This window comes from Amycolatopsis sp. DG1A-15b, from assembly GCF_030285645.1.
Classification (GTDB): domain Bacteria; phylum Actinomycetota; class Actinomycetes; order Mycobacteriales; family Pseudonocardiaceae; genus Amycolatopsis.
The window spans coordinates 7470329-7493585 of sequence record NZ_CP127296.1; the positions used below are offsets into that span (position 1 = coordinate 7470329).

The window sequence follows — 23257 nt, forward strand, 5'->3', positions numbered from 1 at the left end:
TCAGGCCGGCCGGCCCGGATCCCGGCCGGCCGCCCCCAGCGCCCGCTCCAGCGGCGAGGCATCGGCGGCCACCGCCACCGCCGGCCCGTACACCCCCATCGACCGCGCCTGGTCGCCCATCGCGACCGCGGACTCGTACACCACCGTCGCCGCTTCGGGGGCGTAAGCGCACTCCTGGCCGCTCGCCCGGGCCAGGTCCCAGCCGTGCAGCACGAACTCGCCCAGCACCATCGCGCCCACCACCGCCGACGGCATCGGCGCCGAACCCAGCGCCGTCGTGCCCGTCCACGCCGCCGGCGTCCCGAACACCTCCACCAGCGTCTCCGTCTGCTTCTCCAGATCCGCGCGCCAGCCGTCCGTCACCAGGGCCGCATCCGCCTCGGCGGACCCCATCGCGGGCGGGTCCTCGCGCCGTCCCGCGGCGATCAACCACGGGCCCCAGTACAGGAAGTGGTTGAGCAGCCCGCGGACGTCGTACCCCGCGCACGGCGTCGGCGCGGTCAGGTCGGGGACCGCACACGCGATCCGGAGGAATTCGGCCGCGGCGGGACGCAGCAACTCGGCAGTCATGCCGGTGATCCAAACTCGCCGCCGAGCAGCGCGTCTTGAACGAACGCGACAGCTACCGTGAACCCGTGACGCACCGGATCCCGCGTGGCATCGTGGCCGAAGCCACCGCGCGCACGATGTTCACGCTGACCAGGCACCCGCCGGCCCCGGAACTCGCCGAATTCGTCGAATACCACTGGATCCTGCGCTGGGACCTGCGCGGCAAACCACCGTACGAGCAGCGGGTGCTGCCGAACCTCTCGGTCCACGTCACGTTCTTCCCGGGCGCCTCCGGTGTCCACGGCCCGGCCCACGACGTCTTTTCCCACCGCTTGACCGGCCGCGTCCAAGGCTTGGGCGTGCGATTCCGGCCGGGCACCTTCCGCGCGTTCCTCGGCGGACCCGTGCGTGACATCGCCGACCGGGCCGTCCCGCTCACCGACGTTTTCGGCGCCGCGGCGTCGACAGCCGCCGAATCGGTGCGCACGGCCGGCACCGATGCGCAAATGGTCGGTGCCATCGACAACTTGCTGATCGCAAATCCCGTGCGGCTGTCTCCGGCCGCCCGTGCGGCGGCGGAGGCGGTGGAACAAATCGCACGGGATCCGGGAATTACCCGGGTGGCGCAACTGTGCGCGGATACTGGACTAACCACCCGGTCCCTCCAGCGGGTGTTCGCCGAACACGTCGGCTGCCCGCCCAAGTGGGCGATCCGGATTTACCGTCTCAATGACGCAGCGCAGCGGCTCGTCACAGAAGGAGAACGCGATTACGCCGGTCTGGCGGTTCGACTGGGCTATAGCGACCAGTCGCACTTCATCCGCGATTTCCGGACGGTGACCGGACAGTCGCCTGCCGAGTACGCCCGAACCGCACGCGCGGGAGAACGGGAACCGGACAGCGACCGGACATGAAGAAAGCCGCCGGGCGAAAATGCGCCCGGCGGCCACCGCTGGAAACCCCGCGTCGGCGATTGGTCACACCACCACGCGTACGGGATCGCTGCTGGTCAGCGACTCGCAGCCGGCCCGCACGGAGGCGGCGTGAACAATCTTCAGTTCTTCTTGTGGTAAGCCTCGACGACCTCGGAGGGGATGCGGCCGCGGTCGGAAACCGCGTAACCGTTCTTGCGCGCCCACGACCGGATCGCCTGGTTCTGCTCACGGTCGACAGCGGCCGGGCGAGCCGAACCCTTACCCGCGACCGGGCGAACCGTGGCGCGCTTGCGCCCGCCCGCACGACGCGCGTGCTCGACATACTGAGCGAGCGCGTCCCGCAGCTCCTCCGCGTTTTCCGAGGAGAGATCGATCTGGTAGCTGACTCCGTCCAAACCGAACTCGACGGTCTCTTCCGCCTCACTGCCGTCGAGGTCGTCGACCAGCGAGACGAGCACCTTCTGTGCCATCCGATTCCTCCTGCGGGGCTTACTCAATGATCTGGTACGGGGCGAGCCCCGGGACAGAAGACTTTGTCTAGAACATTAGTACCCGCTTCTGGAGTGCAGCGCAAATCTCATATCCATAACCAGTCGCTATCCTCACACGGCCGGGTTATTCAGGCCGTACCAGCGGGAAGAGGATCGTCTCCCGGATACCGAGGCCGGTCAGCGCCATGAGGAGGCGGTCGATCCCCATTCCGACACCACCGCTCGGGGGCATTCCGTACTCCAGGGCCCGCAGGAAATCCTCGTCGAGCCGCATGGCTTCGCTATCGCCCTGCGCGGCCAGCAGCGACTGTTCGGTGAGGCGTTCCCGTTCGACGACCGGATCGACCAGCTCGGAGTATCCGGTGGCGAGTTCGAATCCGCGCACGTAGAGGTCCCACTTCTCGGCCACCCCCGCCCGCGAGCGATGCTGCCTCGTCAATGGCGACGTCTCCAGCGGAAAATCACGGACAAACGTCGGTGCGTGCAGGTGATCTCCGACGAGGTGTTCCCACAGTTCCTCGACGAGCTTCCCGTGCCCGAGCTTCGGATCCACTTCCAGGCCCCTGGCCTGCGCGAATCCGAGCAGTTTGGCGGCGGGCGTCTCCGGCGTCACCTCTTCGCCGAGGGAATCGGACAACGACTCGTACATTCCGAGCGTGGTCCATTCGCCGGAGAGGTCGTACTCCGAACCGTCGGGCAGCGTGACGACCTGGGTGTCCAGCACCGTCTGCGCGGCCTCCTGGATCAGCTGCCGCGTCATCACCGCGTTCGTGTCGTACGTGGCGTAGGCCTCGTAGTACTCGAGCATCGCGAACTCCGGCGAATGCGACGAGTCGCTGCCCTCGTTCCGGAAGTTGCGGTTGATCTCGAAGACCTTCTCGATGCCGCCGACGACGCAGCGCTTGAGGTAGAGCTCCGGGGCGATCCGCAGGAAGAGCTCCATGTCGAAGGCGTTGGAATGCGTGACGAAGGGGCGGGCCGCGGCGCCGCCGTGCAGCGTCTGCAGCATCGGCGTCTCGACCTCGGTGAACCCGCGGCGGTGGAACGACTCCCGCAGCGACCGGACCACGCCGGCGCGCGTGCGCACGACGTCCCGCGCGCGCGGGCGCATGATGAGGTCGACGTAGCGCTGGCGGATCCGCGTCTCTTCGGCCAGGTCCTTGAAGGCGTTGGGCAGCGGGCGCAGCGCCTTCGACGTGATGCGCCACGCGTCGGCCATCACCGAAAGCTCACCGCGCTTGGACGTGATGACCTCACCCTGCACGAACACGTGGTCGCCGAGGTCGACGTCGGACTTCCACGCCGCCAGCGCGTCCTCGCCGACCTTCGCCAGGCTGATCATCGCCTGGAGTTCGGAGTCGCCGTCGCGGAGGCTCGCGAAGCACAGCTTGCCCGTATTGCGCAGGAACATCACCCGGCCGGTGATGCCGACCTGCGCGCCCGTGGCGGTATCGGCGGGGAGGCCCGAATGCGCCGCGCGCACCTCGGCGAGCGAGTGCGTGCGGGGTACCTCGACCGGGTAGGGATCGATACCCTCCGCCAGGATCCGGTCGCGCTTCTCCCGGCGCACCCGCATCTGCTCGGGCAGTTCGTCTTCGGCGGGCTCGCTGGTGGAAGCGGGGTTTTCGGTCATGGCCATAGGGTACGAACCCGGCTGACCGCTACGCCAACCGGATTACCTTTACCTTTCCCTCCATTAGCCTGGACCGGTGAGCGATCCCACCCGAGGTCAGCGTGCATCTTCCTTCGGCAGCCGCGCCGCCGAGTACGCCCAGCACCGGCCCGATTACCCGCGGGAAGCGATCGAGTGGGGCCTTTCCGGGGTGCGCGGAACACCGCGCCGGGTGCTCGATCTCGGCGCCGGAACCGGCAAACTCACCCTCGGGCTGACCGCGCTCGGGCTCGACGTCACCGCGGTCGAACCCGACCCGGAAATGCGCGCGGAACTCGAGCGGGCCGTGCCCTCGGCGACGTCACTGGCGGGGAACGCCGAACGGATCCCGCTGCCCGACGAGACCGTCGAGGCGGTTTTCGTCGGCCAGGCGTTCCATTGGTTCGACGTACCCGTGGCGATGACGGAGATCCGCCGCGTGCTGCGCCCGGGCGGCGTGTGCGTGCCGATGTGGAACTACGAAGACGAATCGGTGCCGTGGGTCGCGGAGTTCACCACGCTGGGCCGCGACGGCGCCCGCCGCCCGACGAGCATCGAAGATATGCGCGAGGTGACGCACCCGGCGTTCGAGCCGTTCGAAAGCGACCGGTTCCGCCACACGCAACGGCGCACCGCGGAGACCCTGCTGGAAACGATCGCGACGTATTCGAAGGTGATCGTGTCGGCGCCGGAGGAGTCGGCGGCCCTGCTGGGCCGGCTCCGGCGGTTCCTGGCCGCGAATCCGGCCACCGCGAACGGCGAGTTCGACCTGCCGCTGATCACCACGGTCCTGCGCGCGCGGCGGCGCTGACGTTCTTCGTCCTTGACCTCGATCGAGGTCGAGGTTCGATACTGCAGTCATGCGCAGGAAATCTTTGGGACGGGCACTGATCTCGCTGACTTCGGTCGTGACGGCGGTGGGCCCGTACCGTGCCGACTGGAACGAGACCCACGTGCACAACCCGGCCTGGCCGCCGCACGCCAAGTTCCACAACGGCCAGACGATGAGCCTGGGACTCGCGCTGGGCGTCACCAGTCTGTGGCAGCTGTGGCGGGCGCCGGCCCGGGCGGGTCTCGACGCCGGGGCGGTGCTGGCGTCGCTGTACTGGGTGACGCAGATTTCGGCACTGGCCTATCCGGGGTCGAAGGCGGTGGACCCGCCCGGTGCCGCGAGGTTCCCGCAGGCCAAGGTGGCCTTCCCGGCGTTGGCGGTCACGGCGCTGGGATACGTGCTGGAGCGCCGCCGCCTGGCCCGCGGCTGACGGCTGTCCCCGCTCAGGGCCGGATGTTGCGCTCGTACGCCAGCCGCAGGCCGAGCAGCGTCAGCTCCGGGACGTGGTCGGTGATCGTCTCCGACTCGTCCAGCACCAGCGGCGCCAGGCCGCCCGTGGCCAGCACCGCCACCGGTTCCGCGCCGCCCGGGGAAAGCTCGCGGACGATGCGGCGCACCAGCCCGTCCACCTGGCCCGCGAAGCCGTACAGGATCCCGGACTGCAGGCACTCCACCGTGTTCTTGCCGATCACCGACCGCGGCGGCACCAGTTCGACCTTCCGCAGCGCCGCCGCGCGCAACGCCAGCGCGTCCACCGAAATCTCGATCCCGGGGGCGAACGCGCCGCCCAGGAACTCGCCACGGGCCGAGATCGCGTCCACGTTGGTCGACGTGCCGAAGTCGACCACCACGCACGCCGTGCTGTGGAGGTGGTGCGCGGCCAGCGTGTTCACCAGCCGGTCCGCGCCCACCTCCTTCGGGTTGTCCACCAGCAGCGCCACTCCGGTGCGCACGCCCGGCTCGACCACGATCTTCGGGACCCGGGCGTAGTACCGGCCGAGCATCACCCGCAGCTCGCGCAGCACGGCCGGCACCGTCGACAACGCACTGATCCCGGACACCGCGTCCGCGTGCGGGCCGAGCAGCCCGCGGACCGTCAACGCCAGCTCGTCGGCCGTGATGCGCGCGTCCGTGCGCATGCGCCAGTCCCCCACGAGCTCCTGACCGGACCACAGCCCCAGCACGATGTTCGTGTTGCCGACGTCGACGGTGAGCAGCAAGCGGGTCAGCTTTCCGCGTGCAGCAACGCGTCGAGGCGGCGGGCGTCCGCCGTCTCGGCGACCGGGAAGATCGCCGCCTCCTCGTCCGGCGGCAGGGTCACCGTGCCGGACAGCAGCCCGGAGCCCTCCGGCGCGTGGCCGGGGTCGGTGTGCCGGTGGACGATCCGGTTGTCCGCGTCGACGAACACCACGCGCGGCTGGTACGTCGCCGCCTCGGCGTCGTCCATCTGGCCGTACGAGATGAGGATGACCAGGTCACCCGGGTGCACCAGGTGCGCCGCGGCACCGTTGATGCCGAGCACCCCGCTGCCGCGTTCCCCCTTGATGACGTAGGTCTCCAGCCGCGCCCCGTTGGTGACGTCCACAATGGACACCTGTTCCCCCGGCAGCAGGTCCGCGGCCTCCATCAGGTCCTCGTCGACCGTCACCGAACCGACGTAGTGCAGGTCGGCCTGGGTCACGGTCACCCGGTGGATCTTCGACTTGAGCATGGTGCGGTACATCGTGGACTCCTATTCCCCTGCGTCCCGCTCCGGGTGCGCTGGGTGATCTACCGAAGCGCCGAGCAACACCGGAACGTTGTCGATCAGCCGGGTACTCCCCACCCGGGCCGCGATCAACAAGCGTGCTTCACCATCGACGGGCGCGGGCCCGAGGTCGGTTCCCCTCAACTCCAGGTAATCCACCTCGACCGCGGGCCGCGCGGCGAGGGTCTTCCACGCGGTCTCGAGGACCGCGTCGGCACCGTCCCGGCCGACGAACGCCCCCGCGGTGAGGGCGGCCGACAGGACGATGGCGTCTTCGCGCTGCTCAGGCGTCAGGTAGACGTTGCGCGACGACAACGCGAGCCCGTCACGCTCCCGCACGGTCGGCACGCCGATCACGCGCGTGTCGATGTTCAGGTCGCGCACCATCCGCTTGATCAGCACCAGCTGCTGGTAGTCCTTTTCGCCGAAGAAGGCGTAGTCCGGACGGAGCAGGTTGAACAGCTTCGCCACGACGGTCAGCACACCGGCGAAGTGGCCGGGCCGGACGGCCCCTTCGAGTTCGGCGCCGAGCGGGCCCGGGTGCACGGTCACCACGGCACCTTCGGCGTAGAGGGCGTCCGCGCTGGGCGTGAAGGCGATTTCGATGCCGTCCTCGCGCAGGATGTCGAGGTCGGCCTCGAGCGGCCGCGGGTACGCCTCGAAGTCCTCGCCCGCGCCGAACTGCAGCGGGTTCACGAAGATCGAGGTGGCCACGACGGTGTTCGGCAGCCGCTTGGCGCGGCGGATCAGCTCGCGGTGCCCGGCGTGCAACGCGCCCATGGTCGGCACGAGCGCCAGCTTGCGGCCGACGCCGTGCAGCGCCCGGCTGACCTGGCTCACCTGCTCGGGCGACGCGAACGCGTTGAGGGTGCCGCGGCTGAATTTCGGTGTGGTCACTGGTCTTGGTGCCCTTCGGCGGGATCGTCGAGGAGTTCGGTGAGGTCTTTGGCGGCCGCGGTGTCCAGCAGCCCGGCAGCCGTCGAACGCGCCACCGTGCGCTTGGCCAGCGCGCGGTAGGCCGGCGCCACGTCCGGCGCCTGGTCCGCCAGCACCGCGAGGTGCTTGCGGACGGTGCCGAGATCGCCACGCGCGACCGGGCCGGTGAGGGCACGGTCGCCGTGTCGCAGCACATTATCCAATGCCGCCGAGAGCAGTGGTGCGACCAGGCGTTCGGATTGCCCGATTCCGGCTTGGCGCAACAGGTCCGCGCAGTCGGCGACCAGCGCCATCAGGTGGTTTGCCCCGTGGGCCAACGCAGCGTGGTAGAGCGCTCGCGCGGAGTCGGGGATCCGCACCGGCTCGGCGCCCATCTCGACGGCCAGCGCTTCGCCGACGTTCCACGCCGCTTCGTCGTCCTCGGCCGCCGTGACGCCGATGCTGCACGCCGCCAGCCGTTCGAGGTCCTCCTCGCGGCCGGTGAACGTCATCACCGGGTGCAGGGCGAGCGGCAGGGCCCCGGCCTCGGCCGCGGGGGCCAGGACGTCGATGCCGTGCGCACCGGAGGTGTGCACGACGATCTGGCCGGGCCGGAGCGACTCGGTGGCGACGAGCCCGCGGACCATCCCGGCGAGCGCGTCGTCGGGGAGGGCGAGCAGCACGAGATCCGCCCGGCGGACGGTTTCGTCGGGCGGCAGGAGGGGCACGTCGGGCAGGAGGCGTTCGGCACGGGCCAGCGACGAAGCGGACAGGCCGGACGCGGCGACCACCGTGTGCCCCGCCCGGGCCAGCGCGGCGCCGAGCACGCTGCCCACCCGGCCGGCGGAAACGACGCCGACCGCGAGGCGGGCGGGCCTCATCATGGCGTGCGCCTGTGGACGCTCATGGTTCGCAGACTCCCTCTGCTCTCGTTCCAGTCCCGCTCCGGGTACCGGACGACGGCGCGAGACTAACTCGGGCGAACGCGCGCCGTTGAGCCCGGGTGACCAGCTTCACCCGGACCGGTTCACCCGTGGGCGGCCTCGTCGGCGAGGCGCGTCGCCTCCGCGCGGGCGGCCTTCAGGGTGCGCAGCAGCTCCTGCTGGCGCTGCCGGTCGGTGTCGCTGGTGAGCTGGTGCCGATCGAGGAACGCGAGCTCCGTCACGCTCGCCTGGTAGATGGCGACGGCGCGGGCGGCGCGTTTTCCGGACTGCCGCTTCGCCTGGCGGCGCCAGGCCCGGCGGCCGGGCAGGCTGGCCAGCAGGTCGACCTCAGACGGCGCGATCCACCGGGCCGCGGCCATGTGCGGCAGCGCGGCGGCGATGATCCGCTGCTCCCGCTTCCGCTGCAGGACGACCAGGTAGACGACGCCGAGGAAGAGCGGCAGCATGATCAGGAAGTAGACGGTGAGGAACTTCGAGCCGCCGAGCAGGGCGGCACTGTTCCACAGGGCGTGCAGGCAGACCGCGGCGAGGTACCCGGCGATCGGTGCGGCGATCTTGAGGGCCTTGACGGTCGTCCGCGCGGCGATCCCGATCCCGATGCCGGTGAGCACGGCGAACAGCGGGTGGGTGAAGGGCGCGAGCACGCCACGCAGGAAGAACGCGGTGATGACGCCCTGGCTGTGCCCGTCACCGAAGCCGTAGTCGGCGAACGCCCGGCCGAAGTAGTAGATGTTCTCGGTGAAGGCGAACCCGGCGGCGCTGAACCCGGCGTAGACGACCCCGTCCACGACGCCGTCGAACTCGCTGGACCGCCGCCAGAGGATGAGCACGACGAAGAGGGCCTTGGCGGCCTCCTCGACAACGGGAGCCGAGACGAGCGCGGCGATCGTGTTGCCGTGCCCGGAGCCGAGCAGCTCGTCCCCGACGGCTTCGGCGGTGGTGTTGATCAGCAGCGCGGTGATGGTCGCGATGCAGGCGCCCCAGGCGAAGGCGAGCAGGAGGAACTTGGCGGGCTCGGGCTCCCACCGGTCGACCCAGAGGAACCCGGCGACGACGCCGGCCACGGGCACGAGCGCGGCGAGGACACCGATGGTGACGGCGAGGGGCCCCACCCGCGCGGTGGCCAGCCCGAACAGGAACAGGCCGCACAGGGCCACCACGATCAGCCCGAGCACCGGCAGCAGCACGGTGACCCGGCGAGGCCGCCGTCCACGATCAAGTCCCGTCGCGGGCGAGAGGGTTCCGCTCACAGCGGGTCACCCTACGCAAGAGGCCGGGAGGACCGGAATGCCGCCTCAGCTCTCGCGCCCCGCCCACGCCGCAGCCTCAAGAACGCGTGAGCGCCCCGATGTGGCCTTGGGCGCGCTCAACACGGCGGCGCGCAGCGCCTCCGTTGAGCGTGGTGGCGGGGGCACGCGCGAGCTGGCCTTCGGTGCCGCCGGATCAGCACAGCGGCGCGCAGCGCCTCCGTCGAGGGCGGCGGCGGGGGCACGCGCAAGCTCCCCAAGGTGGCCTTCGGTGCCGCCGGATCAGCACAGCGGCGCGCAGCGCCTCCGTCGAGGGTGGCGGCCGGGGCATGGATGGAGCACCAAGGCCACCTTGGCGCGCCGGGGCTTGGCGTACTCGGTGCCGCTCAGTCCTCCGCGCGCCGCCGGCGGCGGGGCGTCGAGCCCGTGCCGCCGTTGGCCGCCAGCAGTTCGCTCACCGAGCGGCCCGCCGCATGGGATCCGCTGCCCGGGGCCGGTTCCGGGGCCGCTCGGTGGCCGTTGCGGGCTCCGTTGTGGCCGTTGCCGTTCTGCTGCTGCTCGACGTCCGCCGGGTCCACCGGGGCCATTCCCCGGCGGGACATCGAGGCCCGCTCCGCGACCATGCCTTCCCAGGCCGGGGGCTCGCCGTCCGGACGGCGGCGGCGGCCGCCACCCGGGGGCTCCGGCGCCGGCGGCACCGCCGGCAGCTGCTGCGATTCCTCCGGCTTGCGGCGCCGGCCGCCGGAGCGGCCCTGGAAGTTGCGGACCGACTCCGGCAACGTCGGGTTCGCCATCGGCGGCTCGGCCTTCGCGACCTCCGCCGGCGCGCGGTGCGAACCACCGTGGCGGGACGGCGGCTCCTCCAGGATCGGCGACATGTCGGCCCGCGAGAACTGCTCCAGCCTCGACGGGCGGCGGCTGTCGGCCGCCGGGACCGGCGTGGTCGGTGGCACCACCGGGGGCAGGTCCGTGCGCGACGGCTGCCGCGGCGACGGGTTGTTGCTCGGCACCGGCGTCGTCGGCGGGACCACCGGCGGGATGTCGGTGCGGGACGCCGCGGCGTCCCGCGGCATCGGCGGCTTCAGCTCGGGCGGCTTCGGCCGGTTCGGCCGCTGGCGCTCAGCGAAGTCGTCGCGGTTCTGGAAGGCCGCGCTGAGGTCCTTGACCGGCCGGATGTCCGAACGCGACATCTCGGACGGCTTCGGCGGCGGCACGTTGGCCGCCGGACGCCCCGGCGCCGGCCGCGGCGGCTCGGGCGCCTTGCGGGGCTCGGGCCGCGCACCGTTCGGCTGCCCGCCGACGCGCGGAAGGTCCGACCGGGACATCTCGACGCGCGGGATGTCCGACCGCGAAGCTTCGGCCCGCGAGACGTTCGGCCGCGGCATCTCCACCCGCGGGATATCGGGCCGCGACATCTCGACCCGCGGAATGTCCGGGCGCGACATCTCCACGCGGGGGATGTCCGGCCTGGACATTTCGACCCGAGGGATGTCCGGACGCGACATCTCGACGCGCGGAATGTCCGACCGCGACGCTTCGGCCCGGGGGACGTTCGGCCGCGGCATCTCCACCCGCGGAATGTCCGACCGCGACGCTTCGGCCCGCGGAACGTTCGGCCGCGGCATCTCCACCCGCGGAATGTCCGACCGCGACGCTTCGGCCCGCGGAACGTTCGGCCGCGGCGCCTCGGGCCGCGGCATGTCCGGCCGCGGCGCCTCGACACGCGGGAGGTCCGGGCGCGACATCTCGACGCGCGGGACGTCCGGCCGACCCATCTCGACACGCGGGATGTCCGGGCGCGACATCTCCACCCGCGGGATGTCGGGCCGCGACATCTCGACCGGCCGGATGTCCGACCGCGACATCTCGGCCCGGCGAGCGGGCGGCGGCTCGGGGCGGCGGATCTCCGTATTCGGCTCCTGCGGGCGGCGGATCTCGGTCTTCGGCTCCTGCGGACGCCGGATCTCGGTCTTGGGGTCGGGCCGCGGCACGTCCCGGCGCGTCGGCTCGGCGGCGGCCTCAGGACGGCGCTCGGGCTGCATCGCGACTTCTTCCTGCTTCGGCAGCCGCATCGGCTGCGATTCGGCCTGGCGGCGCGCCGCTTCGGCCCGCAGTTCGGCGGCCTTCAGCTCGCGCTGCGCGGCGTTCAGCGCCGGGTCGACCGGCGGTACCGGCGGACGGCGCTCGCTCAGCGGCTTCGGCCGGGCCATCTGCTGGGTGCTCTGCACGGAGACGTTCGCCGGCGTCTTCGGGACCGGCTTGCCGCCGAAGCCCTTGCCCTTGCCGAGGCCCTTGCCGTTCGCGGGCTTCCCGTTGGAGGCCTTGCGGCGGCGCTCGTCGAGGACGCGGTCGATCAGCTCGGTCGGCCGCTCGCCGCCCTCGACCACCGGCTTCTTCCCGGCCATCAGCTGAGCGGGCTTCTTCTTCGGCGCGCTGTCGGGAATCATGCGGTTCTCGTCGGACAGCTTGCGCATGCGGGTCGCCTGCGCGGTCAGCGCGACGCGTTCGAGCAGCACCTCGCCGCCGAACAGCGACTGGAGGCTGTCGCGCAGCGCGGACACCTCGGCGCGCAGCGCCTCCAGCTCCTCGCGGCCCTTGGAGTCGGCCGCGGTGCGGTTCTCCGCCTCCATCTCCAGCTCGTACTCGCGCCGGGCCGCGATCTCGCGTTCCAGCTCCAGTTCGTACACAGCCTGCGCCTCGGCGACCGCGTCCTCGCTCTGTGCCGCGCTCTTGCGGTACTTCACGGCGAGAAAAGCGCCGATCAGGGCGGCCCAGAGGGCCGCGACGATCCCGAGCCGGAGATAGCGGAGATCGTCGCTGAGCACCAGTGCGAGGGTGGCTCCGATGGCGAGGACAAAGCCGACAACGAGCCACGGCCTGCCCAAGAGGCGGCCGCGCGAGTCGTCACCCACGCCGGTCATGACTGACACCGTACCTGCTCGTAATCCGAACGAGACCTACTCGGTCCAGCGAGCGGTGGGATTCCAGCGCTAACCGGTCGTCCCGCGGGTGCGCTCACGATCGTGGTCTTGGGGGGTCCGGCAGCAGTGTTCGAGCCACAAAGCCGCTGCTACCAGGGCCGCGGCGGACACCACGCCGACCAACGCGGCGCGCGTGTCGAGCACCGCGGCGACGAGTTCGTCACGTCTGGGAAAAAGATAGGCGAGCGCCGCGAGCCAGGCGCCGGCCATGAACGCTCCGGCGAGTGACGAAGCCTTGGCCAGGGCCACCGATCGGGCGACCCCGATCGCGCTGACGACCCGGCCGTTCTTGATGCGCGACCGGACCGAGAAGGCGAGCACGACCTCGATCACGGCCAGCACGGCGAAGGTGACGCCGGCGAGCAGGGGCAGCTGCGGCAGCGAGCCGTAGGCGGTCTGGAAGAGCAGGTAGCCGAGGCCCAGGCCGAGCAGCCCGGCGATCACGAGGTCGCGAGGCCGGGTGAAGTGCATGTCCCAACCGTACCGTGCAAGGGTTGACTCTCCACCGACTGGAGAGTTCATCATGCGTTTTGTGGGCACCACCGCGACCTTCACCATCGGCGAGCTGTCCCGGCGGACCGGCCTGCCGGTCAAGACCATCCGCTTCTACTCGGACGAAGGCCTCCTGCCGCCGACCGAGCGGACGGACGCCGGCTACCGGCTCTACGACGCGGCGGCGATGGCCCGCCTGGAGCTGGTCCGCACGCTGCGGGAGCTGGGTCTCGGCCTCGCCGACGTCTCCGCCGCCCTGACGCAGTCGACGACCGTCGGCGAGCTGGCGGTCCGGCACGTCGAGGCGCTCGACGAGCAGATCCGGCGGCTGCGGCTGCGCCGGGCGGTGCTGCGCGCGGTGGCCAAGCGCAATTCCGAACTGGAGGAAGTGAACCTGATGAACCGTCTCGCGTCGATGTCCGACGAGGAGCGCAAGCGGCTGGTCGACGAGTTCTGGGACGAAATGGTCGCCGGGCTCGACATCGACCAGGAGTTCTACCGCCGGATGCGCGCCGGGAAGCCGGAGCTGCCCGACGACCCGACGCCCGAGCAGCTCGAGGCCTGGATCGAGTTCGCCGAGCTGGTCCAGGACCCGGAGTTCCGGGCCTTGATCCGCAAGATGAGCGAAACCCAGGCCAAGCAGATCGAGGACGGCGAGTTCCAGCAGCCGGCGGAGGCCTGGCGAACCCATTGGAACGAGTGGATCGCGCGCGCTCAGGAGGCCCTCGAAGCCGCAGAAAACCCGACGTCCGAGCGGGGGCAAGCGCTTGCGGCCGACATCGCGGCGGCCTCCGCACGACCAGACCAGGACGCGGGCTCGGCGGAGTTCCGTCGCGAGCTGGCGGACCGCTTCGCCGCCAGTGGCGACCCGCGCGCCGAGCGCTACTGGCAGCTGCTGGCCATCATCAACGACTGGCCCCCGGTCCCGACCACGCAGCCCGCGGTCGGTTTCATGATCGCGGCGCTACGCGGCTGACCGCACCGGAACAGCAGTTCGGCGACGGACCGGCGGTGATCGGTAACGGTCACCGCCGGTTCACCGATGAGTCACGTTTCCGGCCATCGAAACCGCGGTCGTCCCGCCTCGCGGCACGGGCACCGGCTTGGCCTTTTGGCGCCCGCCGCCGCGGGCTCCGGCCGCGTGGCTCCGGCCACCGGGCCGCCGCTCGTTCCCGCCGTCGCGCCCCCCCGCTCGGCTCTTTCCGGTCATCGGCCGCTCGGGGGACCCCCGGTTTCAACGTTACTCGCGAGGACCGACAATTCCGGGCCCGCGCACCCCAGTTGTCCACAGGGTTCTCGCGGTGTCCACAGGTCTTGTCCCCAGGCCGCCCCGGCTTGGTCCGGCGTCAGCGCAGGGCGAGGTCCGTCCGGCGGACCGTTGCCACTTCGTCCGCGGGGCGAGCGGCGAGCAGCGCCGCGATCGGGCCGTGGCCCGGCAGGATTGCGTCCGGCTCGATCTCCGCCCATGGCACCAGCACGCTCGCGCGGTCCGGTGTGCCCGGGTGCGGCAGCAGCAGCTCCGGGTCCTCGGACGTCACGCCGTCCACCGTGACCACGTCGACGTCCAGCGTGCGCGGGCCCCAGCGCAGCTCGCGCACCCGGCCCGCCGCCTGCTCGGCGGCCTGACCCGTGCGCAGCCACGCCCAGTGGTCGCGCGCCGGGTCATCGACCACGCACACCGCGTTGAGGAAGTCCGGCTGGTCCTCGACGCCCCACGCCTTGGTCTCGTACACGCTCGACACCGCGACCAGCGCCGGCCGAACCGCGTCGAGTGCCGACTGGAGGAACCCGAGGCGGTCGCCGAGGTTCGAGCCCAGCGACAGCACCGCGCGGCTCACCGGTCGCGCCGGACCGTGACAGCCACGTCGTCGAACGTCAGCGGGATCGGTGCCGACGGCTTGTGCACCGTCACCTCGACCGCGCTCAGGCGCTCGTCGCGCAGCACCTCGTCGGCGATCCTGCCCGCGACGCTCTCGATGAGGTCGTACGGCTCGCCCGCGACGATCCCGGCCGCCAGCTCGGCCAGCTCGCCGTAGTGCAGGGTCTTCGTCAGGTCGTCCGACGCGGCGGCCGGCCCGAGGTCCAGCCACACCGTGACGTCGACGACGAACTCCTGGCCGTCGCGCTTCTCGTGCTCGAACACGCCGTGGCGGCCGAAGACCCGCAGCCCGGTCAGCGTGATCCGGTCAGCCATCCGTCCTCCAAGCGGCCGCCACCGCGACCGCGTCCAGCGAAGCCCCGACCTCGTGCACGCGCACGCCCCACGCCCCGGCCGCCGCGGCGAGCGCGGAAATCGCCGCGGTGGCGTCCTCCCGGCCGTCCGGCGGGCGCGGTGTGCCGTCCTTTTCGGACAGAAGGCGGCCGAGGAACCTCTTGCGCGAGGCGCCGACGAGCACCGGGAAACCGAGCGAGCGCAACGAGTCCAGCCCGCGCAGCAACGCCCAGTCGTGCTCGGCGTTCTTCGCGAACCCGAGCCCGGGGTCCAGCACGATGGCGCTCTCCGCCACGCCGGCCGCGAGCGCCGCGTCCACTCTGGACCGCAGCTCGGCCCGCACGTCCGCCACGACGTCCCCGTACTCGGCGAGCGACTGCATGTCCTTGCTGTGCCCGCGCCAGTGCATCAGCACCCACGGCACCCCGGCCCCGGCGGCGACGCGCGCCATGTCCGGATCGGCCAGCCCGCCGGAGACGTCGTTGACGACCTGCGCACCGGCTTCGAGCGCCGCGGCGGCGACGGCGGCACGCGTGGTGTCGACCGACAGCGCGACCCCTTCGGCGGCGAGCGTCTTGATCACCGGCAGGACGCGCCGCAGTTCGGTGGCGGCGTCCACCCGGGACGCCCCCGGCCGCGTCGACTCGCCGCCGACGTCGATCAGGTCGGCGCCCCGCGCCCACATCTCACGGGCGTGCTCCACCGCCTGGTCGAGCCCGAGGTAGCGGCCACCGTCCGAAAAGGAGTCGGGCGTCACGTTCAGCACGCCCATCACGACGCACCGGCCGGGCGAGGGAAGCCCCACGCTCACCGGCGCGCCTTGATGAGATCGAGCGCCTCCGCCCGCGACGACGGTGACGTCTTCAGCTGCCCGCGGACGGCGGAGGTGGTGGTGCGGGCGCCGGGCTTCCGGATACCGCGCATGGCCATGCACAGGTGCTCGGCCTCGATCACCACGATGACGCCGCGGGGTTCGAGCTTGCGGACGATGGCGTCGGCGACCTGGGAGGTCAGGCGCTCCTGGACCTGGGGCCGCTTGGCGTAGAGGTCGACGAGCCGGGCGAGCTTGGACAGCCCGGTGACCTTCCCGGCGGCGTTCGGGATGTACCCGACGTGCGCGACGCCGTGGAAGGGCACCAGGTGGTGTTCACATTGGCTGAACATCGGGATGTCCGTGATCAGCACCAGCTCTTCGTGGGACTCGTCGAACGTGCGGTCCAGCACCGAGTCGGGCTCGGTGTAGAGCCCCGCGAACATCTCCTTGTACGCGCGGGCGACCCGGGCGGGCGTGTCCTTGAGACCTTCCCGCTCCGGGTTTTCGCCGCACGCCAAGAGGAGCTCGCGGATCGCCTTCTCCGCCCGGTCGTGGTCGAAGACCGGGCGGTCGGCGTCACTGGGGCTTTTCTGGTCCATCCACGTCACGACGCTCCCCCTCGCTCTGCTGGTTGCCGGCTTGGTCGGCGAACCAGCCGTGCTCACGAGGGCGTTCTTCACCGCCGGGCCGCCACGACTGGCCCGGCTGACCGCCCGGCGAGGTCGCGGGCGTCCAGCCCGGAGGGGCACCGTAGTTCGGCGGGCCGCTCTGGCCCGCCGGACCGCCCGGCTGGCCGCCGTAGGCCTGCGGCCAGTGGGCCGAGCCGTTGGCGCCACCGTTCGGGCCGCCGTAGGGACGGCCGCCGTTCGGGTAGGCGCCCGGCTGCGGCGGGGCGTACGGGTTCGCGTTGGGGTCGACCGGCGACGGGTACGGCGGACCGCCCGGCAGGTCGCCCGCGCCCTGGGCGGTGCCGACCGGGGTCGGCTCCGGCTTCAGGACCGGCTTCTCCTTCTCCGGCGGCGGCCACGGCTCGCCGCGCTCCATCGCCAGCTCGCCCGGCGTCTTGATCGGCGGCTTGTCCGACGGCGTCCGCTCACCGAACTCGTTGAACACGGTGATGTGCGGGCGCTTCTCGACCGTCGCGAAGATCCGCTCCAGGTCCTTGCGGGTCAGCGTCTCCTTCTCCAGGAGCTCGATGACCAGCTCGTCGAGCACGTCGCGGTAGGTGTTGAGCACGTGCCACGCCTCGGTGTGCGCGGTCTCGATGAGCTTGCGCACCTCCTCGTCGATCTCGTGCGCCACCTCGAGCGAGTAGTCCGCCTGCCGGCCGGCCGAGCGGCCGAGGAACGGGTCGCCCTGTTCCTGGCCGTACTTGACCGCGCCGAGCCGGGCGCTCATGCCGTACTCGGTGACCATCGCGCGGGCAATCTTCGTCGCCTGCTCGATGTCCGACGACGCGCCGGTGGTCGGCTCGTGGAAGACGAGCTCCTCCGCCGTGCGGCCACCCATCGCGAAGACCAGCCGCCCGATCATCTCGGAGCGGGTCATCAGGTCCTTGTCGTCCTCCGGGACGAGCAGCGCGTGCCCGCCCGTCCGGCCGCGCGGCAGGATCGTCAGCTTGTAGACCGGCTCGATGTCCGGCATCGCCCACGCGGCGAGCGCGTGCCCGCCCTCGTGGTAGGCCGTGATCTTCTTCTCCTTCTCGGAGATGATCCGGCTCTTGCGGGCGGGGCCGCCGACGACGCGGTCGACCGACTCCTCGAGTTCGACGTCACCGATCACGTGCCCGTTCTTGCGGGCGGTGAGCAGCGCGGCCTCGTTGAGCACGTTCGCCAGGTCGGCGCCGGACATGCCGACGGTCCGCTTGGCCAGGCTGGTGAGGTCGGTGCCCTGGGCGATCGGCTTGCCCTTGGCGTGCACCTCGAGGATCGCCTTGCGACCGCGCAAGTCGGGCGCGGACACCGGGATCTGCCGGTCGAACCGGCCCGGGCGCAGCAGCGCCGGGTCGAGGATGTCGGGCCGGTTCGTGGCCGCGATCAGGATGATCCCGCCGCGGGCGTCGAAGCCGTCCATCTCGACGAGCAGCTGGTTCAGCGTCTGCTCGCGCTCGTCGTGCCCGCCGCCGAGGCCGGCGCCGCGCTGGCGGCCGACCGCGTCGATCTCGTCGACGAAGATGATGCACGGCGCGTTCTGCTTGGCCTGTTCGAACAGGTCACGCACACGCGAGGCACCGACACCGACGAACATCTCGACGAAGTCCGAGCCGGAGATCGTGTAGAACGGCACGCCCGCCTCGCCGGCGACGGCTCGCGCGAGCAGCGTCTTACCGGTGCCTGGCGGCCCGTAGAGCAGCACGCCCTTCGGGATCTTCGCGCCGAGCGCCTGATATCGCGCCGGGTTCTGCAGGAAGTCCTTGATCTCGTACAGCTCTTCGACGGCCTCGTCGGCACCCGCGACGTCCCCGAAGGTCGTCTTGGGCATGTCCTTGTTCAGCTGCTTGGCCTTGGACTTGCCGAAGTTGAGGACGCGGTTGCCGCCGCCCTGGGCGTTGTTCATCATCCACATCAGCAGGCCAAGGACGAGGGCGAGCGGGATGGCGAAGATGAGGATCTGCGTCAGCACGCCCTGCTGGGTCACCTTGGTGGTGAACTTGATCGGCTGGGCGCCCGCCTTGGCCGCGATCAACGAGTCGTAGATCGGGCGGGTGGCGTCCGCCGGGTACTGCGAAATGATCTGGGTGACCTGCTGGCCGTCGACGTCGATGGGCTTGGCCAGCAGCAGCTTGAGCTGCTGTTCCTTGTCCTCGAGGCTGGCTTCCTTGACGTTGTTCGAGGTGATCTGGGAGTTCGCCACCGAGATGGGTGCCTGGGTGTACCCACGATCACTGTCGAAGATCGTGTTGTACGCGAACAACGCCAGCAACCCCGCGACGATCCACAGCAGTGGGTTCCTGAGCACGCTCTTCCGGTTCATACGACTCGGCCCTGGTGGCCTCGACCCTCCCTGGTTGGGCGGCTCCTGTGATACCCGCCATCACGATCTTGACAACCCGTGGTGCCTGGACACCTGCTCATCAGGGTACCGTCCGCTGCCGCGTTCATCCCCTGTGAGCCTCTCGCAGGTCAACGGGCGATACCGCGCCGGGGTTCCCGACCGGTGTCCACACGTCGACGCTATCGCGTGCCGTCCGACACACTGCTCACCATCTCGCCCAGCCGCGTGCGCAGCGTGGCCGGGTCCGCGGGAGCCACCGTGACCCACTCGCGCCCGTCCGTACCTGCGCGGGAGAGGCTCAGGTAGCGCCCGGTTGCGGTGTCGAACCAGGCCAGCACGCGGGACCGTTGCTTGGCCCCGACCTGCGAACGGCTGTTCGCTGCCAGCTGACCGCCCCGCAGCCGGGGCTGGCCGGCGATGCGGCCGTAGGCCTCGCGCGGGTCGGCCGTGAGGCGTTCGCTCAGCGGTGTCCGGCGCGTCCTGCCCCGGCGCCTGTCTTCTTCCTCACCCGACGACGGCAGTGGCACCGGCACCCGGATCGGCGCGGTGCGCAGGGCGTCGTCCAGCGGAAGTGTGACCGACGCCTCGCTGCCGCGCGGCCCGGTGGGCAGCACCCCGATGACGGCGGAGACGAGACCGTCCGGCGGGACGTCCCGCAGCCAGATGCCGTCGGCGTCCTGGACCGCGAGCACGCCCTTGGTCTCGTCGGCCGCCGCGAGGACACCGACCGTCGGGGCCTCGAACTGCGGGATGTGCAGCGCGTCGATGCTCAGCGGGGCGAAGGCCAGCAGGTGCAAGGCATCTTCGATCGGCGGCGCGAGCCTGCCGCGTGGTTCGCGGATGCCGCGCGCCTTGAGTTCGACGTCGACGCGGTGACGCAGCGACACGCGCTCGTTCCCGGTCGCGCCGTGCGACCGGACGATCAGCGGGTACGGCAGCTCCCCGACCCGCGCCGACTCCCAGAGGAAGTCGAACGCCATTGGCGTGAAGAACTCTTGCATCATTACTCTCCCGGATCGGACTCTTGCCCAGCGTAGCCCGCGGCACCGACAAAACCGGACCGGTCCGGAGGCGAGCTGGGCACGTCCGGAGAACCCGGGCTCAGACCGCGCTGGTCGTCGCGGCGCCGGCGAGCATTTCGCCGAGGCGGTGGCGCAGCGTGGCGGCGTCGGCCGGGGCGATCGTGATCCAGTCCCGGCCGTCGTGGCCGCGGGTGGCCTGGGTGAAGTAGCGGCCGGTCTCGGTGTCGAACCAGCCCAGGACCGGTGTGCGGGTGCGGCCGCCCATCCGGGTGCGCGCGTTGGCGCCGATCTGGCCGCCGCGCAGCCGCGGCTGGGCCTGCAGCCGGGCCAGCGCCTTGCGGTCCTCGTCGGCCGACGAGCGCTCGTCGCCGTTGCCGCGGCGCTGCAGGAAATCGCCACTGGTCAGCTGCTCCAGCGGCACCGTGATCGACTTTTCGGTCCCGCGCGGGCCACCGGGCAGCAGCGAGACGATCGCGCTCGCGAGCCCGTCGGCCGGGCACGGCTGCAGGTGCATGCCGCGGGTGTCCTGCACGGCCAGCAGGCCCTGGCCGCCCAGCACGCCGGCGAGCGCGAGCAGCGCCTGGGCGCCCGGGGCGATCAGCTGGATGGCGTCCAGGCTCAGCTCGGGGGCGGCCAGCACGCCGAAGTAGTCCTCGACGTGCGGCTCGGGCCGGCCGCGGCCGTCGGCGAGACCGCGCGCGGTGAGCCCCTCCAACGTGCGGCGGCGCAGCAGTGCCCGCTCGTCGACGGTCGCGCCGTGCGAAGGGATCTTGAACGGGTACGGCAGCTCGCCCAGCCCGGCCGACTCCCACAGGAAGTCGACCTCGACCGGGGTGAGCAGCTCAGCGTTCGGCATCGAGCCACCCCCAGGAGAAACCGGGCCGGGCACGCCGTGTGCGTGCCCGGCCCGAACGGATCAGCGGTCTTCGTCGTCCTCGGACCACGCGCCGATGACCGGCGGCGGGGTCGCCTGGTTCGCACCGAAGGCCTCGTCCGGGTCCGCCTCGATGAGGAAGGAGGCGTGCGTGTGCTCCTCGTCCTGCTCGCCCTGGGCACCCTGCGGGGCCATGCCGCCCATGCCCGGGTTCATCGGCGGCGGGGTCTGCCCACCGATGGTGCCCGCGGACGAGACGACGCCCTGCTGCGGAGCCTGGGCCGACGCCGCGCTCTGGCCCTGGCCATCGGCCGACGCCAGGGTCGTTTCGTTCTCGGACTTCTTCGCGCCGGACTTGCTGCCCGCGCCCAGTGCCCGCGACGCCAGCGCGCCGAGGCCGCCGGCCGCCCCGCCCAGGCCGAGGCCCATACCGATCTTGCCGAGCGGGTTGCTGCCACCCGACTGCCCGCCGCCCGGGGCGACGTGGCCCGCGCCGGTGCCGGTGCCCGCTCCCGGGGTGACTGAGCCGCCGCCGGCGCCGTCGCTGCCGAGCGTGGCCGCGTCCGCGCCGAAACCGGCGCCCGGGACGCCGCCGTGGCCGCCGTTCGGGCCGACCCCGGCGTGCTGCGCGCCGAACGCGCCGCCGTGACCGCTGAAGCCCGCGCCGCCGGAGGCGAAGATCGCGTCACCCGCGCCGGGCAGCGCGTCGACCGAGCCCGTGCTGCCGACGCTGTTCACCGCGTTGAACGAGACGGAGTTGTGCGAGCCCGTCGGCTTCATGCCGAGCGACTCCGGGCCGAAGCTCGGGGTCGAGCTGTCGATCTCGCTCATCGTCTGCGTGTAGGCGTTGAACATCGCGACCTGCTGCGCCTTGACGTCGTTGGCCGCGTCGTACTGGACCTTCTGGTCGTCCGTCAGCGTCGCCGGGCCGCCGGCCAGCGCCAGCGCCATGGCCATGTTCGGGTCGAAGTCCACGGGCTTCGGCATCTGCTTGACCTGCGCGGCCGCCGCGGACTGCCGGTAGAGCCGGTCGGACATCGTGTGCGCGGCCTCGGAGGCCTGCGAACCGGAGTTCGCGATCGCCACGAGCGCGCCCTGCGCGCCCGCGGCACCCTTGCCGACCCACGCGTTGCCCAGCTCGGCGATCGCGTTGTACAGGTGGTCCGACGCCTGCTTCAGCTCGGTACCGTGGTGCGCCCACACGTGCCCGGTGGCTTCCGCCGTGCCGGGCTCGTTGTTGTCGCGCGCGGCGTGGTAGAGCTGGTTGCTGTTCTGGGCGTCCCAGTTCGGCGGGTCGGCGATCGCGCGGTCGTCGCCGACGTCGAAGCCGTCGGACCGGCCGCGGGCGCTCTCGACGATGTTCTGCGACGCCGAGTTGTCACCGAGCGGGACGAGCGAGCCCTGAGCAGCAGGGCCCGGAGTGGTCTTCGACGGCTGGTCGCTTTGGTTCGGAGCCATGACTTCGAAATCCCCCTCTGGACTCAGACGTTACGGAACGGGTCGGCCGCGGCCTGGTCGATCTCGTGGTACCGGGCCATCGCCGTGACGATGCCCTCTTCGGCGGCGGAGTACTGCTCGAGCAGGTTCTGCAGCGCGGCGGCGTAGGAGTCGCCGCCGCCGTCCGCACGCTGGACGAACTTCGCGGCCATCGCGTGACCGACCGGGTTGTCACCGAGCTGCGGCGGCTGGGCGAGCGTGCCCGCGCCGGCGAGCAGGGCCTCGACCGCGTCCTTGCCCGTTCGGATCTTGTTCAGCACGGTCTGGGCGGCGTCGGGGTCGATTCCGACCTGACCCGCCGCGGCCGCGGCCTTGAAGGCGTTCGCGTCGGCAGCGCTGCTGTTCCCCATCTGCACTCTCTCCCGTTCCCCCGACCCGGTCACCGCGGGCACGATTGGTCTTCGCATAGGTTAACGCACGTGATCAGAGCCTATGACGCAATCCGCGAAGCCCGGGTTCCGCAAATCCGGTAGTTGCGGTGAACGGTCGGTGAACTCCGCCGGTGCACTACGCGGAGTAGACCTTCGGGTCCAGGGTGCCGATGTAGGGCAGGTCCCGGTACCGCTCGGCGTAGTCGAGGCCGTAGCCGACGACGAACTCGTTGGGGATGTCGAAGCCGATGTACTTCACCGGCACGTCGACCTTCACCGCTTCCGGCTTGCGCAGCAGCGAGACGACCTCGAGCGACGCGGGGTTGCGGCTGGCGAGGTTCTTCAGCAGCCACGACAGCGTCAGGCCGGAGTCGACGATGTCCTCGACGATCAGGACGTCCCGGCCCGCGATGTCGCGGTCGAGGTCCTTGAGGATGCGCACGACGCCGGACGACGACGTCGCCGACCCGTAGGAGGAGACGGCCATGAATTCCAGCTGCGTCGGCAGCGGCAGCGCACGGGCGAAGTCGGTCATGAACATGACCGCACCCTTCAGGACGCCCACCAGCAGGAGTTCGCCCTGCCCGTTGGCCGGATAGTCGGCAGCGATCTGCTCCGACAGCTCCGCGATCTTGTCCTTGATCTGCTGCTCGGTGACGAGCACGGAGGCGATTTCGCCCTCGTACACG

24 protein-coding genes are annotated in these 23257 nt (G+C 71.3%); 4 read left to right on the top strand and 20 right to left on the bottom strand.

Annotated elements, in window-relative coordinates:
- Window positions 1–570: a TIGR03086 family metal-binding protein gene (locus QRY02_RS34370; protein ID WP_285986955.1), complete on the bottom strand. Its 570-nt coding sequence runs from the start codon at window positions 568–570 to the stop codon at window positions 1–3.
- Window positions 571–605: 35 nt separating this feature from the next.
- Between QRY02_RS34370 and QRY02_RS34375 the strand changes: the two genes are divergently transcribed.
- Window positions 606–1463, top strand: a complete 858-nt coding sequence (locus QRY02_RS34375; RefSeq protein WP_285986956.1) for a helix-turn-helix domain-containing protein — start codon at window positions 606–608, stop codon at window positions 1461–1463.
- Window positions 1464–1603: 140 nt separating this feature from the next.
- Here the strand turns inward: QRY02_RS34375 and QRY02_RS34380 are convergent, their stop codons facing one another.
- Together QRY02_RS34380 and lysS are read right to left on the bottom strand one after the other, a co-directional pair.
- Window positions 1604–1954, bottom strand: coding sequence for a histone-like nucleoid-structuring protein Lsr2 (locus QRY02_RS34380; RefSeq protein WP_013230453.1), 351 nt, complete (start codon window positions 1952–1954; stop codon window positions 1604–1606).
- A 145-nt stretch (window positions 1955–2099) separates the two neighbouring features.
- Complete coding sequence (gene lysS / locus QRY02_RS34385) at window positions 2100–3608, bottom strand: lysine--tRNA ligase (RefSeq protein WP_285986957.1); 1509 nt, start codon at window positions 3606–3608, stop codon at window positions 2100–2102.
- A 76-nt stretch (window positions 3609–3684) separates the two neighbouring features.
- On the opposite strand from lysS, the gene QRY02_RS34390 reads away from it, so the two are divergent.
- Window positions 3685–4437, top strand: coding sequence for a class I SAM-dependent methyltransferase (locus QRY02_RS34390; protein WP_285986958.1), 753 nt, complete (start codon window positions 3685–3687; stop codon window positions 4435–4437).
- Window positions 4438–4486: 49 nt separating this feature from the next.
- Window positions 4487–4888: a DUF6640 family protein gene (locus QRY02_RS34395; protein ID WP_285986959.1), complete on the top strand. Its 402-nt coding sequence runs from the start codon at window positions 4487–4489 to the stop codon at window positions 4886–4888.
- A 13-nt stretch (window positions 4889–4901) separates the two neighbouring features.
- Here QRY02_RS34395 and QRY02_RS34400 read toward each other — a convergent pair whose 3' ends face one another.
- From QRY02_RS34400 to QRY02_RS34430, 7 genes are all read right to left on the bottom strand, one after another.
- Complete coding sequence (locus QRY02_RS34400) at window positions 4902–5678, bottom strand: type III pantothenate kinase (protein WP_285986960.1); 777 nt, start codon at window positions 5676–5678, stop codon at window positions 4902–4904.
- 5 nt (window positions 5679–5683) lie between these two features.
- Entirely contained in the window at window positions 5684–6181 is a 498-nt protein-coding gene (gene panD, locus QRY02_RS34405; protein ID WP_285986961.1) for an aspartate 1-decarboxylase, read from the bottom strand.
- Between the two features lie 9 nt (window positions 6182–6190).
- The gene (gene panC / locus QRY02_RS34410; RefSeq protein ID WP_285986962.1) at window positions 6191–7102 is read right to left on the bottom strand and encodes a pantoate--beta-alanine ligase; all 912 of its coding nucleotides are present in this window, start codon (window positions 7100–7102) and stop codon (window positions 6191–6193) included.
- A complete protein-coding gene (locus tag QRY02_RS34415) occupies window positions 7099–8058 on the bottom strand; it encodes a Rossmann-like and DUF2520 domain-containing protein (RefSeq protein ID WP_502874287.1) in 960 nt (319 codons plus the stop codon). Before QRY02_RS34415 ends, panC begins: the two co-directional genes overlap by 4 nt.
- 89 nt (window positions 8059–8147) lie before the next feature.
- Window positions 8148–9251, bottom strand: coding sequence for a PrsW family intramembrane metalloprotease (locus QRY02_RS34420; protein ID WP_285993993.1), 1104 nt, complete (start codon window positions 9249–9251; stop codon window positions 8148–8150).
- Window positions 9252–9697: 446 nt separating this feature from the next.
- Entirely contained in the window at window positions 9698–12232 is a 2535-nt protein-coding gene (locus tag QRY02_RS34425) for a DUF6779 domain-containing protein (RefSeq protein ID WP_285986964.1), read from the bottom strand.
- Between the two features lie 69 nt (window positions 12233–12301).
- The gene (locus QRY02_RS34430; protein ID WP_285986965.1) at window positions 12302–12763 is read right to left on the bottom strand and encodes a DUF3180 domain-containing protein; all 462 of its coding nucleotides are present in this window, start codon (window positions 12761–12763) and stop codon (window positions 12302–12304) included.
- A 61-nt stretch (window positions 12764–12824) separates the two neighbouring features.
- Between QRY02_RS34430 and QRY02_RS34435 the strand changes: the two genes are divergently transcribed.
- Window positions 12825–13760: a helix-turn-helix domain-containing protein gene (locus QRY02_RS34435; RefSeq protein WP_285986966.1), complete on the top strand. Its 936-nt coding sequence runs from the start codon at window positions 12825–12827 to the stop codon at window positions 13758–13760.
- 370 nt (window positions 13761–14130) lie between these two features.
- On the opposite strand, the gene folK is transcribed toward QRY02_RS34435, so the two are convergent.
- From folK to hpt, 10 genes are all read right to left on the bottom strand, one after another.
- Window positions 14131–14622 carry a 2-amino-4-hydroxy-6-hydroxymethyldihydropteridine diphosphokinase gene (gene folK / locus QRY02_RS34440; RefSeq protein ID WP_285986967.1) on the bottom strand — a complete coding sequence of 164 codons (492 nt, stop codon included), beginning with the start codon at window positions 14620–14622 and terminating at the stop codon, window positions 14131–14133.
- Entirely contained in the window at window positions 14619–14978 is a 360-nt protein-coding gene (gene folB, locus QRY02_RS34445) for a dihydroneopterin aldolase (protein WP_285986968.1), read from the bottom strand. The genes folK and folB overlap by 4 nt, the downstream gene beginning before the upstream one ends.
- The gene (gene folP, locus QRY02_RS34450) at window positions 14971–15768 is read right to left on the bottom strand and encodes a dihydropteroate synthase (RefSeq protein WP_285993994.1); all 798 of its coding nucleotides are present in this window, start codon (window positions 15766–15768) and stop codon (window positions 14971–14973) included. The genes folB and folP overlap by 8 nt, the downstream gene beginning before the upstream one ends.
- A 35-nt stretch (window positions 15769–15803) precedes the next feature.
- Window positions 15804–16409, bottom strand: coding sequence for a GTP cyclohydrolase I FolE (folE, locus tag QRY02_RS34455; protein WP_285986969.1), 606 nt, complete (start codon window positions 16407–16409; stop codon window positions 15804–15806).
- Window positions 16387–18783 carry an ATP-dependent zinc metalloprotease FtsH gene (gene ftsH / locus QRY02_RS34460; protein ID WP_285986970.1) on the bottom strand — a complete coding sequence of 799 codons (2397 nt, stop codon included), beginning with the start codon at window positions 18781–18783 and terminating at the stop codon, window positions 16387–16389. The genes folE and ftsH overlap by 23 nt, the downstream gene beginning before the upstream one ends.
- Window positions 18784–18983: 200 nt before the next feature.
- The gene (locus QRY02_RS34465) at window positions 18984–19808 is read right to left on the bottom strand and encodes an ESX secretion-associated protein EspG (protein ID WP_285986971.1); all 825 of its coding nucleotides are present in this window, start codon (window positions 19806–19808) and stop codon (window positions 18984–18986) included.
- 97 nt (window positions 19809–19905) lie between these two features.
- Entirely contained in the window at window positions 19906–20682 is a 777-nt protein-coding gene (locus QRY02_RS34470; protein WP_285986972.1) for an ESX secretion-associated protein EspG, read from the bottom strand.
- 60 nt (window positions 20683–20742) lie between these two features.
- Entirely contained in the window at window positions 20743–22158 is a 1416-nt protein-coding gene (locus tag QRY02_RS34475) for a hypothetical protein (RefSeq protein WP_285986973.1), read from the bottom strand.
- A gap of 23 nt (window positions 22159–22181) precedes the next feature.
- Complete coding sequence (locus QRY02_RS34480; protein WP_285986974.1) at window positions 22182–22547, bottom strand: hypothetical protein; 366 nt, start codon at window positions 22545–22547, stop codon at window positions 22182–22184.
- Between the two features lie 157 nt (window positions 22548–22704).
- A complete protein-coding gene (hpt, locus tag QRY02_RS34485) occupies window positions 22705–23256 on the bottom strand; it encodes a hypoxanthine phosphoribosyltransferase (RefSeq protein WP_285986975.1) in 552 nt (183 codons plus the stop codon).
- Between the last annotated feature and the right edge of the window lies 1 nt (window position 23257).